Origin of the sequence: Carbonicoccus niuqiaonis (assembly GCF_050157065.1) — a bacterium.
Lineage (GTDB): Bacteria > Actinomycetota > Actinomycetes > Propionibacteriales > Propionibacteriaceae > Avipropionibacterium.
The window spans coordinates 3,139,755-3,155,651 of sequence record NZ_CP189573.1 but is presented as its reverse complement, the minus strand read 5'-3'; the positions used below and the strand labels follow the sequence as shown (position 1 = coordinate 3,155,651).

Annotated in this window: 16 protein-coding genes and 1 pseudogene; 10 read left to right on the top strand and 7 right to left on the bottom strand. The window is 69.8% G+C overall.

Translation table 11 applies throughout. The features are described 5' to 3' along the window. The first annotated feature begins 1 nt into the window (after window position 1). Genes ACQBAU_RS14455 through ACQBAU_RS14445 form a run of 3 tightly spaced genes read left to right on the top strand, consistent with a single transcriptional unit; the run spans window position 2 to window position 2,252 of the window. On the top strand, window positions 2–187 hold the full coding sequence (locus tag ACQBAU_RS14455) for a hypothetical protein (RefSeq protein WP_465256019.1): 186 nt from the start codon (window positions 2–4) through the stop codon (window positions 185–187). Window positions 188–243: 56 nt separating this feature from the next. Next, window positions 244–1,644, top strand: coding sequence for an NAD(P)H-quinone dehydrogenase (locus ACQBAU_RS14450; RefSeq protein WP_465256018.1), 1,401 nt, complete (start codon window positions 244–246; stop codon window positions 1,642–1,644). 2 nt (window positions 1,645–1,646) lie between these two features. After that, a complete protein-coding gene (locus tag ACQBAU_RS14445) occupies window positions 1,647–2,252 on the top strand; it encodes a class I SAM-dependent methyltransferase (RefSeq protein WP_465256017.1) in 606 nt (201 codons plus the stop codon). A 60-nt stretch (window positions 2,253–2,312) separates the two neighbouring features. On the opposite strand, the gene ACQBAU_RS14440 is transcribed toward ACQBAU_RS14445, so the two are convergent. Together ACQBAU_RS14440 and ACQBAU_RS14435 are read right to left on the bottom strand one after the other, a co-directional pair. Further along, complete coding sequence (locus ACQBAU_RS14440) at window positions 2,313–3,143, bottom strand: hypothetical protein (protein WP_434548347.1); 831 nt, start codon at window positions 3,141–3,143, stop codon at window positions 2,313–2,315. An 86-nt stretch (window positions 3,144–3,229) separates the two neighbouring features. Further along, window positions 3,230–5,050, bottom strand: coding sequence for an acetyl/propionyl/methylcrotonyl-CoA carboxylase subunit alpha (locus ACQBAU_RS14435; protein ID WP_465256016.1), 1,821 nt, complete (start codon window positions 5,048–5,050; stop codon window positions 3,230–3,232). A gap of 124 nt (window positions 5,051–5,174) precedes the next feature. Between ACQBAU_RS14435 and ACQBAU_RS14430 the strand changes: the two are divergent. Then, window positions 5,175–5,903, top strand: a pseudogene (locus tag ACQBAU_RS14430) (CPBP family glutamic-type intramembrane protease); the annotation flags it as partial. A 243-nt stretch (window positions 5,904–6,146) separates the two neighbouring features. Here ACQBAU_RS14430 and ACQBAU_RS14425 read toward each other — a convergent pair. Both ACQBAU_RS14425 and ACQBAU_RS14420 read right to left on the bottom strand, forming a co-directional pair. Next, on the bottom strand, window positions 6,147–7,031 hold the full coding sequence (locus tag ACQBAU_RS14425; protein WP_465256015.1) for a 5-oxoprolinase subunit C family protein: 885 nt from the start codon (window positions 7,029–7,031) through the stop codon (window positions 6,147–6,149). Then, on the bottom strand, window positions 7,031–7,756 hold the full coding sequence (locus ACQBAU_RS14420; RefSeq protein ID WP_465256014.1) for a 5-oxoprolinase subunit B family protein: 726 nt from the start codon (window positions 7,754–7,756) through the stop codon (window positions 7,031–7,033). The genes ACQBAU_RS14425 and ACQBAU_RS14420 overlap by 1 nt, the downstream gene beginning before the upstream one ends. A gap of 218 nt (window positions 7,757–7,974) precedes the next feature. On the opposite strand from ACQBAU_RS14420, the gene ACQBAU_RS14415 reads away from it, so the two are divergent. Together ACQBAU_RS14415 and ACQBAU_RS14410 are read left to right on the top strand one after the other, a co-directional pair. Beyond that, window positions 7,975–8,397 (top strand): DnaJ family domain-containing protein, encoded by a 423-nt coding sequence (locus ACQBAU_RS14415; protein ID WP_434548350.1) that lies wholly within the window; start codon window positions 7,975–7,977, stop codon window positions 8,395–8,397. Window positions 8,398–8,546: 149 nt separating this feature from the next. Continuing rightward, window positions 8,547–9,743 carry an acyl-CoA dehydrogenase family protein gene (locus ACQBAU_RS14410; protein WP_465256013.1) on the top strand — a complete coding sequence of 399 codons (1,197 nt, stop codon included), beginning with the start codon at window positions 8,547–8,549 and terminating at the stop codon, window positions 9,741–9,743. Window positions 9,744–9,854: 111 nt separating this feature from the next. Here the strand turns inward: ACQBAU_RS14410 and ACQBAU_RS14405 are convergent, their stop codons facing one another. After that, on the bottom strand, window positions 9,855–10,343 hold the full coding sequence (locus ACQBAU_RS14405) for a winged helix-turn-helix transcriptional regulator (RefSeq protein WP_465256012.1): 489 nt from the start codon (window positions 10,341–10,343) through the stop codon (window positions 9,855–9,857). A 122-nt stretch (window positions 10,344–10,465) separates the two neighbouring features. On the opposite strand from ACQBAU_RS14405, the gene ACQBAU_RS14400 reads away from it, so the two are divergent. The 4 genes from ACQBAU_RS14400 to ACQBAU_RS14385 all read left to right on the top strand — a co-directional run bounded on the left by ACQBAU_RS14400 (window position 10,466) and on the right by ACQBAU_RS14385 (window position 14,218). After that, on the top strand, window positions 10,466–11,128 hold the full coding sequence (locus tag ACQBAU_RS14400; RefSeq protein ID WP_465256011.1) for a dihydrofolate reductase family protein: 663 nt from the start codon (window positions 10,466–10,468) through the stop codon (window positions 11,126–11,128). Between the two features lie 73 nt (window positions 11,129–11,201). Beyond that, window positions 11,202–12,710 (top strand): acyl-CoA carboxylase subunit beta, encoded by a 1,509-nt coding sequence (locus tag ACQBAU_RS14395; RefSeq protein WP_465259372.1) that lies wholly within the window; start codon window positions 11,202–11,204, stop codon window positions 12,708–12,710. Between the two features lie 108 nt (window positions 12,711–12,818). Then, a complete protein-coding gene (locus tag ACQBAU_RS14390) occupies window positions 12,819–13,385 on the top strand; it encodes a dihydrofolate reductase family protein (protein ID WP_465256009.1) in 567 nt (188 codons plus the stop codon). A 218-nt stretch (window positions 13,386–13,603) separates the two neighbouring features. Beyond that, window positions 13,604–14,218, top strand: coding sequence for a DinB family protein (locus ACQBAU_RS14385; protein ID WP_465256008.1), 615 nt, complete (start codon window positions 13,604–13,606; stop codon window positions 14,216–14,218). 87 nt (window positions 14,219–14,305) lie between these two features. On the opposite strand, the gene ACQBAU_RS14380 is transcribed toward ACQBAU_RS14385, so the two are convergent. Together ACQBAU_RS14380 and ACQBAU_RS14375 are read right to left on the bottom strand one after the other, a co-directional pair. Then, window positions 14,306–14,968 (bottom strand): hypothetical protein, encoded by a 663-nt coding sequence (locus tag ACQBAU_RS14380; RefSeq protein WP_434548362.1) that lies wholly within the window; start codon window positions 14,966–14,968, stop codon window positions 14,306–14,308. Window positions 14,969–15,076: 108 nt separating this feature from the next. Continuing rightward, on the bottom strand, window positions 15,077–15,832 hold the full coding sequence (locus ACQBAU_RS14375) for a decaprenylphospho-beta-D-erythro-pentofuranosid-2-ulose 2-reductase (RefSeq protein ID WP_434548363.1): 756 nt from the start codon (window positions 15,830–15,832) through the stop codon (window positions 15,077–15,079). Window positions 15,833–15,897: the final 65 nt, after the last annotated feature.

The following is a 15,897-nucleotide window of genomic DNA, read 5'->3' as shown; positions in this document are numbered from 1 at the left end:
CATGGAGAACCTGTCTGTCATCGTCACCGTGCTGGCACTCTTCGGCATCCTCGTGGTCGGGGTGCTGGCCGTGCTGCCGAGCCTGTTCGACATCCAGCGCGGCCGGTCCGATCAGTTCGGCACCGGCCGGGAACCGTCGTCGAGGCTCACCACCGGCCGCTCGTACGGTCACCGGCGGCCCGTCTGACCCAGCTCCCACCCGGCCCCTCGGGACGGCCGGGTGGCACCTGCGACAATCGGGCCATGACACGCGTGGTGATCATCGGTGGTGGACCCGGCGGGTACGAGGCGGCCCTGGTCGCCAGTCAGCTGGGCGGCGAGGTGACGTTGATCGAGAACGACTTCGTCGGCGGGTCGGCGGTCCTCACCGACTGCGTCCCCTCCAAGACCTTGATCGCCACCGCCGAGGTGATGACCGAGGTCACCGACTCCGAACAGTTGGGCCTGCGATTCGGCGACGGTGGACCGGAGTCGGTGTCGGTCGACCTGGCCGCGGTGAACGAACGTGTGCTCGGCCTGGCCAAGCAGCAGTCCACCGACATCTACGCGAAGTTGGTCGCCGACGGGGTCCGCATCATCATCGGCGCCGGTCGGCTCGACGGACCCGAGACCGTGGTGGTCACCACCGAGTCCGGTGAGGAACGCATCGAGGCCGATGCCATCCTGCTCGCCACCGGCGCCCACCCCCGGATCCTGCCCGACGCCGTACCCGATGGTGAACGGATCCTCACCTGGACCCAGGTGTACGCCCTCGACGACCTGCCCGAGAAGTTGATCGTGGTCGGGTCGGGCGTCACCGGCGCCGAGTTCGCCAGCGCGTACGACGCCCTCGGCGTCGACGTCACCCTGGTCTCCTCCCGGGACCGGGTGCTGCCCGGCGAGGACGCCGACGCCGCGCAGGTGCTCGAGGACGTGTTCACCCGGCGCGGCATGACGGTGCTGGGCAAGTCGCGGGCCGCCGGCGTCCGGCGTGAGGGCGACGGGGTGGTCGTCACCCTCACCGACGGCCGCGAGGTCACCGGTTCCCACTGCCTGCTCGCCGTCGGCTCGATCCCCAACACCGCCGACCTCGGACTGGAGACCGCCGGTGTCGAGGTGGACGAGGGCGGATTCATCAAGGTGGACAAGGTTTCGCGCACCTCGGTCCGCGGTGTCTACGCCGCGGGCGACTGCACGGGCGTGTTGATGTTGGCCTCGGTCGCCGCGATGCAGGGCAGGATCGCGATGTGGCACACGCTCGGCGACGCCGTACAACCGTTGGACCTGAAGTCGGTCTCGTCGAACGTGTTCACCGCCCCCGAGATCGCCACCGTCGGGGCGAGCCAGACCGACGTCGACACCGCGGAGGTGCGAGCCGTCGGCGTCACCCTGCCGCTGAAGGGGAATGCGCGCGCCAAGATGCAGGGCATCCAGGACGGGTTCGTGAAGGTGTTCTGCCTGCCGCTGACCGGGATCGTGATCGGCGGGGTGGTGGTGGCACCGCGTGCCAGTGAACTCATCCACACCCTCGCCGTCGCGGTCCATGCCCGACTCACCGTCGACCAACTGGCCCAGGCGTTCACGGTCTACCCGTCGCTGTCGGGGTCCCTGGCCGAAGCCGCCCGCCAGCAACACCTGCACGCCGTCGCCACGGTGAGGAGTTGATCATGGTCGAGCCGAGTCAGTGGATGCGGATCGTCGAGGAGAACCCCGACCACTCCCGTTGGTACATCGAACGGTTCAAGGCCATGGCAGACCAGGGGGCCGACATCGTGGGGGAGGCCCGGCTCGTCGACGCGATGGCACCGCGGGCGGCACGGATCCTCGACGCCGGCTGCGGGCCCGGCCGGATCGGCGGGCACCTCGCCACGGTGGGGCACACAGTGATCGGGGTCGACGTCGATCAGGTGCTGATCGACGAGGCGTCCAGGGTCCATCCGGACGCGACCTGGGTGTGCGCCGACCTGGCCGAGCTCGACCTCGGACCCGAGTTGCGCGGTGACGGCTTCGACCTGATCGTCTGTGCCGGCAACGTGATGACCTTCCTGGCTCCCAGCACCCGACGCCCCGTGCTGGCCGGAATCGCGGCACACCTGGCCGACTCGGGACGGGCGGTGATCGGCTTCGGCGCCGGACGCGGCTACGACTTCGACGAGTTCCTCGCCGACGCGGCCGCTTCCGGCCTGGTCACCGATCAACTGTTGGGCACCTGGGACGTACGGCCGTTCACCCCTGACAGCGACTTCCTGGTGGCGAGCCTGCGCCGGGGCTGACGCCGTTCGACGCCCGTCGAGCTCGTCCTTGTGCTCGTCGAGCTGGTCGGGGGGAGCGGTTCAGCCGAAGAGGTCGCCGAACATGTCGCCGATGCCTTCACCGATGTCGCCGATGCCCTCGCCGATCTCCCCGATGCCTTCGCCGACACCTTCGAACATGCCGCCGATGCCGTCGCCGATCTCGCCGAACATCGAGCCCATGCCGCCACCACCGAAGCCGCCGAACAACATGCCGCCGATCATCATGCCGGTCAGCATGTCGTGCCCACGCCAGTTCTGGTAGTAGCCGTTCGCCCACGGCTGGTAGGCCTCGCCACCTTGCCAGTACGGCACCCGCTGGGCGCCGAGCTGGACGGTCCGGATGTACGGATCCGCGCCGGCCAGCACCCGCTCGGCGTCGGCCTTGCAGGCCGGCACGTCACGTTCGGTGCCACCGGCCGGTGCCCAGCTGACCTTCTGCACCGAGGGGCCGTGGGCCGGGTTGAAGAAGCAGGGCGGCAACTTGGCCGGCAGCGGCTGCTTGGCGATGCGCGCCTTGACGCAGGCGACGGCGTACCGACCGTCGTCGAGGATCTCGGTGACGTGTTTGATCTCCTCGGGGCGGGCGACCGCGTCGAGGGACTTCTTGGCGTCCTCGTACGCGTCCAGGGCACGCTCGTAGTCCTGCGTCATCGCCTCGTCGAGTGAGTTGATCTTGACGTCGGCGTCGAGGTGCTGCAGCTCCTCACCGAACTTGGTGACGTCCTCCTCGGCGGGACGCTTGGCCTCGGTGAGCTTCCGTTCGTCCTCGGCGGCCGCGATCGCGAGCTGCTTCTGGTTGTTGCGCCGCGCCAGCAGCCACAGGCCGCCACCACCGACGACCACGACCAGCAGCAACACCAACAATTCCATCTGGCCAGTGTACGTTCGCGCACCAGCCCGCGCGACGGGCCGTACTCGCGGGCGCGGACGGGGTTCAGTCGGGGCTCTGCCGGGGCTCAGTCGGGGTCGACGATCTCGCAGATCACCGCACCGCTGGCCACCGTCGCACCGACCCCGGCGCTCAGCCCCGAGACCACACCGTCGCGGTGCGCGGTCAGTGGCTGCTCCATCTTCATGGCCTCCAGCACCACGACGAGGTCTCCCGCGGCCACCCGGTCCCCGTCGCCGACGGCGACCTTCACGATGGTGCCCTGCATCGGGGAGGTGATGGCCCGTGACGACGGGGCCGGGCCGGAGGTGGCCGCGCGACGCCGTACCGGCCGTTTCCGGGCACCGCTGTTGCCGCCGGTCGCGCCCAGACCGGCGGGCAGGGACACCTCGACCCGTTTCCCGTTCACCTCGACCACGACGGTCTCCCTGGCCACCGGCTCGGTCGACTGCTCGGCCGTGGGGTCCTCGTACGGCGGGATGCGGCCGGTGAACTCGGTCTCGATCCAGCGGGTGTGCACCCCGAACCCGGCGCTGTCGTCGGCGGTGAACGCCGGATCGTCGAGTACCGCGCGGTGGAACGGCACCACGGTCGGCATCCCGGTCACCTCCAGCTCGGCGAGCGCGCGGCGGGCCCGGGCGAGCGCCTTGGGCCGGTTCGCGCCGGTGACGACGACCTTGGCGATCAACGAGTCGAACGCGCCCGGTACGGTCTGCCCCGGCCGGTAGCCCTCGTCGACCCGGACGCCGGGCCCGGCCGGTGGCTGCCAGCTGGCGAGCGTGCCCGGTGCGGGCAGGAAGCCCCGTCCGGGGTCCTCGGCGTTGATCCGGAACTCGATCGAGTGGCCGCGTGGTCGCGGGTCGGCGTAGCCGAGCTCCTCCCCGTCGGCGATCCGGAACTGTTCGCGGACCAGGTCCAGGCCGGTCACCTCCTCCGAGACCGGGTGCTCCACCTGAAGGCGGGTGTTGACCTCCAGGAAGGAGATGGTGCCGTCGGTGCCCACCAGGAACTCACAGGTCCCCGCACCGACGTAGCCGGCTTCGGCGAGGATCGCCTTGGAGGACCGGTACAGCACCGCAAGCTGTTCGTCGGTCAGGAACGGTGCCGGCGCCTCCTCGACCAGTTTCTGGTGGCGGCGCTGCAGCGAGCAGTCGCGGGTGGAGACCACCACGACCGTGCCGTGTGCGTCGGCCAGGCACTGTGTCTCCACGTGCCGCGGCCGGTCGAGGTAACGCTCGACGAAGCACTCACCACGGCCGAACGCGGCGGTCGCCTCACGGGTCGCGGACTCGAACAGCTCGGGGATCTCGTCGCGGTCCCGGGCAACCTTCAGCCCTCGACCGCCGCCACCGTGGGCCGCCTTGATGGCGATCGGCAGGCCGTGCTCGTCGGCGAAGGCGAGCACCTCGGCGGCGTCGGCCACCGGATCGGCGGTCCCCGGCACCAGCGGGGCACCGACGGCCTGGGCGATGTGACGGGCCTGCACCTTGTCACCCAGCTTCTCGATCGCGGCCGAGGGCGGGCCGATCCAGATCAACCCGGCGTCGATCACGGCGCGCGCGAAGTCCGCGTTCTCGGCCAGGAAGCCGTACCCCGGATGGACCGCGTCGGCACCACTGCGGGTCGCCGCGGCCAGCACCTTGTCGACGTCGAGGTAGCTGTCGGCCGGGGTCGCCCCACCGAGGGCGTACGCCTCGTCGGCCAGCCTGACGAACAGGCCGTCGGCGTCGGGTTCGGCGTACACGGCGACGCTGCCCAGCCCGGCGTCCGCGGCGGCACGGATCACCCGGACCGCGATCTCGCCGCGATTGGCGACGAGCACCTTGCTGATGGTCCGGCTGGTCCCACCGGTCCCGCTGCCGATGGTCCCTGGCTCGCTGATGGTCACCTGTGTCCTCCTCGGTCGGGGTGTCACCGACGTCGGTGAGTCTATGGCCCAGTGCCGGGCCGCGCAGGCCGAACCCTGTGGACAACGGGCCCGCGGTGGAGCCGTCGCTCAGTAGCCTTGACACATGACATCGGGCCCCCACCACCAGCCGCCCACCCTCCTCCCCTCGGGCGGGCCACCCGTCCGCCCGTCGTCGCTGCCGCTGTCCCCGACGCCGTACCACCACCTCTTCCGGACGCCGCGCAACCGGTGGTGGAAGGGCCTGCTGGCCGTGCTCGGCACGGTGGCCGCGTACGTCGTGCTCAGCATCGTGATCGCCGTCCCGGCGATGATCTACGACGCGGTCACCGGTCGCAGTGACCCGACGTCACTGGAAGTGGTGATCACCCCGGCACTGTTCCTGGCCACCAACGTCGCGCTGGCGTTGCTGATCCCGGCGTGCATGCTGTTGCAGTGGGCGCTGTACGGGCAGCGGCCCGGCCACCTGTCGTCGGTGGTCGGACGCTTCCGCTGGCGGTGGTTCGCGCGGACGGCGTTGGTGCTGGTGCCGATCTACGGGCTCTACATCGGGCTGTCGTTCTTCCTCGGTGGTGATCGGCCGGGGCCGCTGTCACCGGACGCGATCCCGTTGTTGATCATGGTGCTGTTGACCACCCCGCTGCAGTCGGCGGGGGAGGAGTACGCGGCTCGCGGCCTGCTGACCCGCGGCATCGCGTCCTGGATCCCGCATCCACTGGTGGCCTTCCTCGTGGCGTCCGTGGCGACCGGGCTGGTGTTCACCGCGGGCCACCCGAACCTCGACGGGTGGAAGGTGTTCGACTACCTGCTGTTCGCGATGACGGCCAGCTACCTCGCCTGGCGTACCGGTGGACTCGAGGCGGCGGTGATGGCGCACGCCCTCAACAACGTGTTCATCCTGGTCCCGACCGTGTTGTGGGGTGACGTGAACGATGCGCTCCAGGGCGGTCAGAGCGGTAGCCCGTCGACGCTACCGGTGGCCCTGGCGCTGGCCGGGGTCACGATCGGCGTCATGGAACTGTTGATCAGGTTCTCCAAGATCAACCGGCTGTCGACGCCGGGATCGCCGACCGCCGACTCAGTCGACCAACGCGAAGGACACCAGATCGCCGGACCGCAGTTGCCCGATCACGTCGACCCCGCCGGACACCACCACGGCCACCACCGGGTTGCCGCCGGTGACGGGATGGTCGGGACCGAAGATCACGGGCTGGCCGGACGGGGGGACCTGGATGGCCCCCGGCAGGATGGCCTCGGACGGTAGCTGCCCGTCGAACCAGCGTGGCAACTGCGGGCCGGACAGTCGTACGGCGACCCGGTCCGTGGCCGGTGCGACCAACCAGCTGCCGTTCACCAGACGTTCCAGGGCACCGTCGGTGAACCAGTCGTCCCGCGGGCCGAGCATGATCGGCAACCGGCGACTGATCGGCGGGACCCGGGCGACGTCGGTGTCGGGCAGGCCACGACCGGGCGCGCCGATCGGGAGGTGATCACCGACCTTGATCGGCCCCGGCCCCAGTCCCGACAGCACGTCGGTGGCTCGGCTGCCGAGTTGGGGTCGTACGTCGATCCCGCCTCGCACCGCAAGGTAGTTGCGGGCACCGTCGACCGGTGGCTCCACCCGCAGGATGTCGCCGGGGTGGGCGACCAGACTCGACGAGGACGCCTGGGGTCGGCCGTTCACGGTGACCGTGGTGCGGGCGCCGGTGACCGCGAGCCACACCGGTCGCCGACCGCAGACGCGTACGGTCAGGTCTCCCAACAGGCACTCGACGGCGGCGGCGTCGGCATCGTTGCCGACCAGTCGGTTGGCCAGCCGGAGTGAAGCCTTGTCGGCGGCTCCGGAGGTCGGCACACCGAGGTGGGCCCGGCCCGGTCGACCGAGGTCCTCGATGAGGGCGTGGCTGCCGGTTTCCTCCACCACCAACGATTCCGGGACCCCGGACGGGCTAGAGTTGATCATCACGGCACCCGGCCGATGAACGCGTCGCTGGCGGGGGCGTCCCGTCCTGCTCGGTCGGTCGGTCGGCCACCGGGGTCGGACATCCGTACGAGTGGCGATCCGGTGCTGGCCGATTCGGTGGTGGCGATGAATCGGACCCGGTCCCCGGGGCCGAGCACGGTGGGCTGGTCAAGGGCCGGCGTCCAGATCGGGGTGGCGCTGCGGCCGATCACGTTCCACGCGCCGGCTGCCTGCCGCGGATAGATCCCCGACCACTGGGCGGCGATGGCCACCGAGCCGGCCGGGACGACGGTCCGTGACTCGGTGCGCCGGGGCACCCGCGGATGCCGGCCGCGCGGATCATGCAGGTACGCGAAGCCGGGAACGAAACCACAGAACGCGACCTGCCACTCGGTCCCGGTGTGCTGGGCCACCACCGCGGCCGGCGACAGCCGCAACGTGTCGGCCACCAGGTGGAGGTCGGGTCCGTCGTAGATCACCTCGACCTCGACGAGTCGACCGGGCTCCGGTGCCTCGGGGGTGGCAGGCGCGCCGGCCAGTCGGGCACGTTGCTCGGGAGTGGGCGGTTCGTGGAGTCGGACGAGGAGGGTCCGTGCCCCGGGGATGGCCTCGGCGACCCAGGGCTGCCCGGCCAGCTCGGTGTGCAGCGCGAGTGCCTCCTCCGGATCACGGCAGTCGAGCAGCAGCGCGCGATCACCGTACGGTCGGATCGTCCGGGCCGTCATCGCGGCATCCCCGTGCAGGCAGGGATCCGGCTGACTCGGCCGCCTTCATCGGGCCGGACGGCGCCCAACGTTGGACAAGGATCGTGGGCGAACTCCATCTGGCAATGGTGCCTGTCGTGGTGGACGCCTCGGGGCCGTACAGGTGACGAGACGATGACGGGCGGCCGACGTCGTCCGAACGAAGTGCCCGTCCGGGCAGCCGGGTAGTCTCCAACGGTATGACTCCTCCGCGAACCCCAGAGGACGACGAGACCCCGCTGTACCGCGAGTCGTGGGCGGACCGCGTGGTGCGGGAGGCGACCGAGCGCGGTGAGTTCTCCAACCTGCCCGGCGAGGGCAAGCCGATCAGCGGCCTCGACAAGCGTGACGACGACTGGTGGGTGAAGGGGATGCTCGAACGGGAACGGATCTCGATGCCGCTCCCGCCGTCGTTGCAGCTTCGCAAGGACGTCGCCGAGTTGCCCGAGCAGTTGGCCGACGTACGCCGGGAGGACGACGCCCGCGAGATCATCGAAGCCCTCAATGATCGGATCCGCGACTCCCACCGCCGCCGGCTGGACGGGCCGGTGATCCATGTCGGGTTGGTCGACGTGGAGCAGTCGCTGGCGCGGTGGCGCGAGGCCCGCCGTACCCGACCCTGAGCCGACCACTCGCGGGCAGCCGGCTCCGCGGTCTGCCGGTTCTCCGACCTGGTGGCAACTTCTCCTCTAGCCTGTGGGTGGGCGCCCGTCGCGATCCGACACCGCCCTGCCGCCGCATCCCACCCGGATGCCGATCGAGGAGGATCACGATGGTTGCCGACCACCCGAGCGGCTTCGCCGACTCATCGGAGCACCACGACTTCCGCAACTCCGTGGCCGAGTTCGCTGCGGCCGAGGTCGCCCCGTACGCGGCCGACTGGGACCGCGACCACCACTTCCCACTCGACCTGATCACCAAGATGGGGGCGTTGGGACTGTTCGGACTCGGGGTGCCCGAGGAGTACGGCGGGGCGGGTGACTTCACCAGTCTGTGCATCGCGATCGAGGAGTTGGGCCGGGTCGACCAGTCCGTCGGCATCACGCTGGAGGCGGCCGTCGGGTTGGGGATCGGCCCGATCGCCACGTACGGCTCGGATGATCAACGGGAACGCTGGCTGCCCGACCTGATCGCCGGTCGCGCGCTGGCCGGGTTCGGCCTGACCGAACCGGAGGCCGGGTCCGATGCCGGTGCCACCCGGACCCGGGCCAGGCTCGACGGCGATGCCTGGGTGATCGACGGGTCCAAGCAGTTCATCACCAACTCCGGCACCAAGATCACCTCGGTGGTGACGGTCACCGCGAGGACCGGCACTCGCGACGACGGCAGGGCCGAGATCTCCGCGATCTGCGTCCCGGCAGGGATCGAGGGACTCACCGTCGAACCGGCGTATCGCAAGCTCGGCTGGCACGCCTCCGACACCCACCCGTTGACCCTGCGCGGTGTCCGGGTGCCGGCCGACCACCTGCTCGGCGAACGGGGTCGCGGGTTCTCCCAGTTCCTGGCGACCCTGGATGACGGCCGGGTGGCGATCGCCGCCCTCGCGCTGGGCTGCATCCGGGCCTGCCGCGACCTGGCCCGTGACCACGCGATGGACCGGACCACCTTCGGCAAGCCGATCGGGTCCCGGCAGGGGATCGCCTTCCAACTCGCTGACCTCGACGTGCTGGCCGAGACGAGTCGTCTGGCCGTCTACTCGGCGGCCGCCATGAAGGACGGTGGTGCTCCCGGGACGGACGCGGGCCGCAAGGCCTACCGACGGGCTGCCGCGATCGCCAAGCTGCATGCCACCGAGGCCGCGGTCACCGCCACCCGGGTCGCCGCCCAGGTCTTCGGTGGGTACGGCTTCGTCGAGGAGTACCCGATCGCCCGCTTCTACCGGGACGCGAAGATCCTCGAGATCGGGGAGGGGACCTCGGAGGTGCAGCGCCTGTTGATCGCCCGGGGGATGGGGCTCCCGGTCGAGTGATGCCCGCGTGGTTCCGCAAAGCGACCGGTCGGCGGTGGGGTGAAGTGATCGGGCAGTCCTCGGGAGCGCACCGTTCCCCCGCGATCGACCGGTCGCCTTACGGAATGGCCGTCACCCAGCCTCGGCGACTGCGCGGGCAAGCTCCTCCGAGACCCGCGGGGCGTCCGGGTCGGGGCGGGCAGTCCCCAGGTGGATCTCGCGGAGCTCCTCGGACAGACGTTCGACCAGGTCGGGCCCGCCGTCGCGCAGCAGCTCGGCGCGGATCCGCAGCTGCGGGGTGCCGTCGCGGTGGGCCAGGCCCCACGTACCCATCGCCACCAGGATCGGCAGTGTCTGGATGCCGGCCTCGGTGAGGGAGTACGAGCCGCGCCGGCCACGCGTCGACTCGGCCTTGGTGAGGAGCCCGGCGGCGACGAGTGAGCGGAGTCGGCTGCTCAGGATGTTCGACGCGATGCCCTCGTCGGACCGGGTGAGCAGCTCGCGGAAGCTCCGTCGGTTGCCGAACATCACGTCGCGGAGCACGATCAGGCTCCATGGGTCACCGAGTGCCTCGACGGCTGCGTTGATCGCACAGCCACTGCGTGGTCCGGCTGTCGTCATCCGGGCCTCCTTGTGATGCTCGGTCATGTGAAGAAGTGATTGCACGCTGCAAGTGGCCACTGTAGCGTCCGGGGCAGTGGTTGCGGTACGCAATCAGCGGTCGACACAGGAGGTCTGGGCTCATGGCAGTTCGGGTGAACCATTTCGCCATCTCGCTCGACGGGTACGGGGCAGGTGAGGGGCAGTGCCTCGAAGCGCCGTTCGGCCATGCCGGCACCCGCCTGATGGAGTGGTTCTTCGACACCCGGATGGGACGGCAGGTGCACGGGGAGACCGGCGGGGTGCGCGGCGTCGACGATGCCTTCACCTCGCAGTGGGGTGCCGGTGTGGGGGTCGAGATCATGGGCATGAACAAGTTCGTGCCGCCGGAGAAGCGGGACGACCCGCAGTGGCGAGGATGGTGGGGTGAGGAGCCGCCCTTCCGGACCCCGGTGCTGGTGCTGACCCACACCCCGCGGGAGCCGATCGAGTTCGCCAACGGCACCAGCTTCCGGTTCGTCGACGCGTCTCCGGTCGAGGCGTTGGAGCTCGCCCGCCGGATCGCTGCCGAGGATCCGGGCGGCCGGACCGACATCCGGATCGGCGGCGGGGCGACCACCCTGCGTGACTTCCTGGCCGCCGACCTCGTCGACCACCTGCACCTGGTGGTGGTGCCGATCATCCTGGGGCGTGGCGTACGGCTGTGGGACGGCCTGGAAGGGGTCGAGGACGGGTTCCACGTGGAGTCGGTCAGTTCGCCGAGCGGGGTAGTCCACGTGACCCTCACCCGGGATCCTCGGGATTGACCTGAACGCGGGGCCACTCAAATAGGCTGGGCCCATGTCGGCGACCGATGATGGACAGCCAGGTGACCCCGCCGTGCGGATCACGCACGCCCGTACGGCCACCGAGCGGCCGAGCGAGAAGGCGGCCGCGAAACTCGCCTCCCAGCACAAGTTGTTCGTACGTGACCGACTGGCCCTGCTGCTGGACGAGGACAGCTTCGTCGAGGACGGTCAACTGGCGAATGCCCTCGCCGCCGGACTGCCCGCCGACGGGGTGGTCACCGGTCGTGGCCTGGTCGCCGGTCGCCCGGTGCTGGTGGTGGCCAACGACCCGTCGGTGAAGGCCGGCTCGTGGGGCGCCCGGACGGTGGAGAAGATCATCCGGATCACCGAGGCGGCGCTGCGCGAGGAGCTGCCCATCTTCTGGCTGGTGGACTCGGCCGGCGCACGGATCACCGACCAGGTCGACCTGTTCCCCGGGCGTCGCGGTGCCGGACGCATCTTCGCCAACCAGGTGGCGCTGTCGGGCAAGGTGCCGCAGATCTGCTGCCTGTTCGGGCCGAGTGCGGCCGGCGGGGCCTACATCCCGGCGTTCTGTGACGTGGTGATCATGGTCGACGGGAATGCCTCGATGTACCTCGGGTCGCCACGGATGGCGGAGAAGGTGGTGGGGGAGCACGTCTCGTTGGAGGAGATGGGCGGTGCCCGGATGCACACCTCGGTGTCGGGGTGCGGTGATCAACTTGCCACCGACGACACGGACGCGATCGACCAGGCGAAGGCGTACTTCTCCTACCTGCCGGGGAACTGGCGCGAGTCGCCGCCGACGTACGACCGGGCCGACCCGGCCAAGGAGTTCGTCGACGGGATGGTGCCGGTCGACGACGCGGCGGGCTACGACATGGTGACCGTGATCGAGGCGATCGTCGACGCCGACTCCTTCTTCGAGGTGAAGCCACTGTTCGCCGGCGAGCTGGTCACCGGCTTCGCGTTGTTGGAGGGCAACCCCGTCGGGATCGTGGCCAATCAGCCTGCGGTCCGGGGTGGCGTGCTGTTCGTCGACTCCGCCGACAAGGCGGCGCGGTTCATCTGGTTGTGCGACGCGTTCAACCTGCCGCTGCTGTACCTGGCCGACGTACCCGGGTTCATGATCGGCTCGCACGTCGAACGGCAGGGCATCATCCGGCACGGGGCCAAGATGATCACGGCGGTGTCGGAGGCGACGGTGCCGACGGTGTCACTGATCGTCCGGAAGGCCTACGGGGCGGGGTTGTACGCGATGGCCGGCCCGGGCTTCGGGCCCGATGCCTGTCTCGCCCTGCCGGCCGCCAAGATCGCGGTGATGGGGCCCGATGCGGCGGTGAACGCCGTGTTCGCGAACAAGATCAACGAGCTGTCGGGTGAGGAGCAGGCCGACTTCGTGGCGCAGCGGCATGCCGAGTACGAGGCCGACATCGACCTGCTCCGGCTGGCCAGCGATCTCGTGGTCGATGCCGTGATCGAGCCGGGAGAGGTACGGCGCGAGCTCGTCGCCCGCTTCGCCGCCGCGGCCGGCAAGGACCGTACGGTGCCGGCCAAGCGGCATGGCGTACCGCCGGTGTGAGCATCCGGGAATCCGACGATCACAACTGATTGCGTTCTGCAACCAGTAGCAGTACGGTCGTCGTACCGAGGGCAGCTGGCCAGCGGTACGACGGCGGAGGTGCTGGTCATGGGACGACTGATCTACTCGATGCAGGTGTCACTGGACGGGTTCGTGCAGGACGACACCGGGGACTTCTCCTGGGCCGCCCCGGAGGCCGACGACCACGCCGCGATGAACGAGGCGATAGCCGACGTCGGCACCTACCTGATGGGCCGGCGGATGTACGAGATGATGCACGTCTGGGAGACCGACCCCGCGATCGCGGCCGAGGGTCCCGAGGCGGCGGAGTTCGCCCAGATCTGGCAACAGGCCGACAAGGTCGTCTACTCCAGCACCCTCACCGAGCCCGTCACCGCGCGGACCGAGCTGCGGGCGGCCTTCGACCCTGACGAGGTCCGTGCCCTGAAGGAGTCGTCGGAGCGCGACCTGACGATCGACGGCCCGACCCTGGCGGCAGCGGCACTGCAACACGGGCTCGTCGACACGATCCTTCCGGTCGTCTACCCGGTCGCGATCGGCCGTGGCCTCCGCTTCCTGCCCGACCTGCGGATCGACCTGGCGCTGCGGCGACAGTGGACCGTGGGCCGCGGGATCGTGTTCCTCTCCTACGACGTCGTGCATCCGGCTCGCTGAGCCGAAGGTGGGCTCGCGGATTCCGCAGAGCGACCGGTCGACGGTGGGATGCGTGCGCGCACAGGCGGGGCCACGCCGTTCCACCACAGTCGACCGGTCACTCTGCGGAAACTTCCGCGGACCTCACACACTCGATCCGGATGCAGCGGACAGGAAACGTCCGGAAGCCTGCCTAGAGTCGTGACAGTTCCCGATCCGATCGAGCCAAGGACAGCGCCATGACCGACACCACCACGACCACCACCGACGCGACCACCAGTGCCGTGACCACGACCATCGGCGAGCGGGCCACGCTCATCGAGTCGCTCGCCCGGCACCGCGGTTTCCTGTTGCACACCGCCGAGGGCCTGACCGAGGACCAGGCCCGGACCGCGAGCACGGTCTCCGCGCTCACGATCGCCTCCCTGCTCAAGCACGTGGCCGACACCGAGGAGCAGTGGTTCGCCTTCGCCGTCCAGGGTGCCGCGGCCTTCGGCAACACCGAGGTGTACGACGGCAGCGTCGACTGGTCGGCGGTGGACGAGGAGGCGGCGCAGAACGACGGCAACTGGTCCGACAGCGAGTGGGTGGACGAGCTGTTCGTGCTCAGCGACGACGAGACGCTGCCGGTGCTGCGGGCCCGGGTGGCCGACGTCGCGGCGAAGACCGACGAGGTGCTGCGCACCGCAGACCTGGACCTCGCCCACCCGCTGCCCGAGGCACCGTGGTTCGAGCCGGGTGTGGCCTGGTCGGTCCGCCGCGTCGCACTGCACATGCTGGCCGAGATCAGCCAGCACGCCGGTCACGCCGACATCGTTCGCGAGGCCATCGACGGTCAGAAGACCATGGGCTGATCCACATCGGCCGGCGGTGCGCACGTACGCGCGGTTCGTGCGTACCGCAGGACGGTGCGTGATCAGCCGGACGCCTTGTCGTCGGCCTCAGTGCAGCACGTCGTAGGGGATGTGGTCGAGCACCTCGTTCATCCTGTCCAGTCGCGGTTGCACTTCGTGGACGTCCAGCTTGCCCTTCTCGTACGACAGCATCGTCGAGCCGGTGAACCGCCATTCCCAGGGGCCGTGGGACTTCAGCAGGTCGATCAGGGGACGCTGCAACACCTCACGGGCGAACTGCGGGCTGTCGGACTTCACCTTGAACACCTCGTCGAAGTGCGTGTCGCCGGTGTCGACCCGCTCGAAGCCGAACGCCTCGGCCACCTTGCCGCCGAACAGGCCCTCCTCGCCGACACTCAACTCCGCAACGGATCCCGGCAGCGCGATCGTCACGACCGCGTAGTCGTGCGACTGCGTCGTCGTGGTGGTGCCGTTGTACTGGGTCGTGGTGTAGCTGTAGGTGAAGGCCACGAAGTCACGCTCCCGATGGCGACCCCGAATCACGTTGCGCGCCGTACCGCCGCCGGTGAAGGGCTTGCCCTGCCAACGCTCGACCAGGGTGTTCTCCTCCTCGAGGTGGTGCCAACCCTGCCGGGCCGCGAACCTGGCGAACTCGGCAGCGCGTTCCTTGCGGCGCTGCTGGCCCGCCACCACGGCGACGACGCACACCACGATCATCACCACGACGACCAGGACGACGAAGCCTTCCATGTCGATTCCCTCCGGTAGCTCGGTCGATCATGCTAGCCGGGAACGGGGTCCCGGCGCGGCCGACGACGACGCCGCGCCCTGGTCGTGGCACCGGCGACCCGGCACGGGTCAGAACGACAGCTTGCGGAAGATCGCCGTCGGGATCGCCTTGAGGACCAGCATCACCAGCCGGAACAGGGGCGGCGCCCAGATGGTCGACTTCTTGCCCCGTACGGCCTTGACCGTCAGCTCGGCGACCTCGTCGGGGGTGGTCGCCAACGGCGCGGCCGCCATGCCCTCGGTCATCTTCGACTTCACGAACCCCGGGCGTACCACCAGCACGTGCACCCCGTACTGGTCGAGCGCGTAGCCCAGCCCGGTGTAGAACCCGTCCATCCCGGCCTTGGTGGAGCCGTACACGAAGTTGGACCGCCGGACCCGCTCACCGGCAACGCTCGACAGCGCGACGATCGAACCGTGTCGCTGCGCCTTCATCTGCTCGGCCAGCAGTACGCCGACGTGCACCGGAGCGGTGTAGTTGACCTGCGCCAGCTCGAGGGCGAGCTCGGGGTCCTGCCAGGCCTGCTCGGCATCACCCAGCAACCCGAACGCCACCACGGCGATGTCGATGTCGCCCTCGGCGAACGCCGCCTCGACGGTGGCCCGGTGCGAAGCATGATCAACAGCGTCGAAGTCGACCTCGCGGACGGTGCACCCGACCGTGCCCAACTCGGCCGCCACCGCACTTCGACGTTCCGTCGGGCGGGCGGCGAGCACCACCGTCAGGGGCCGGTCAGCGGCGTACCGCTTCGCGATCGAGACCGCGATGTCGGACGTACCTCCCAACAGCAGCAAGGTTTGCGGGGTGCCCAGGGCGTCCATCATGAAGGAGTCCTCTTCGTCGTGACGGCTCGGCGATCCGTCGATGCGGACCGAACGGTCGGGTTGCC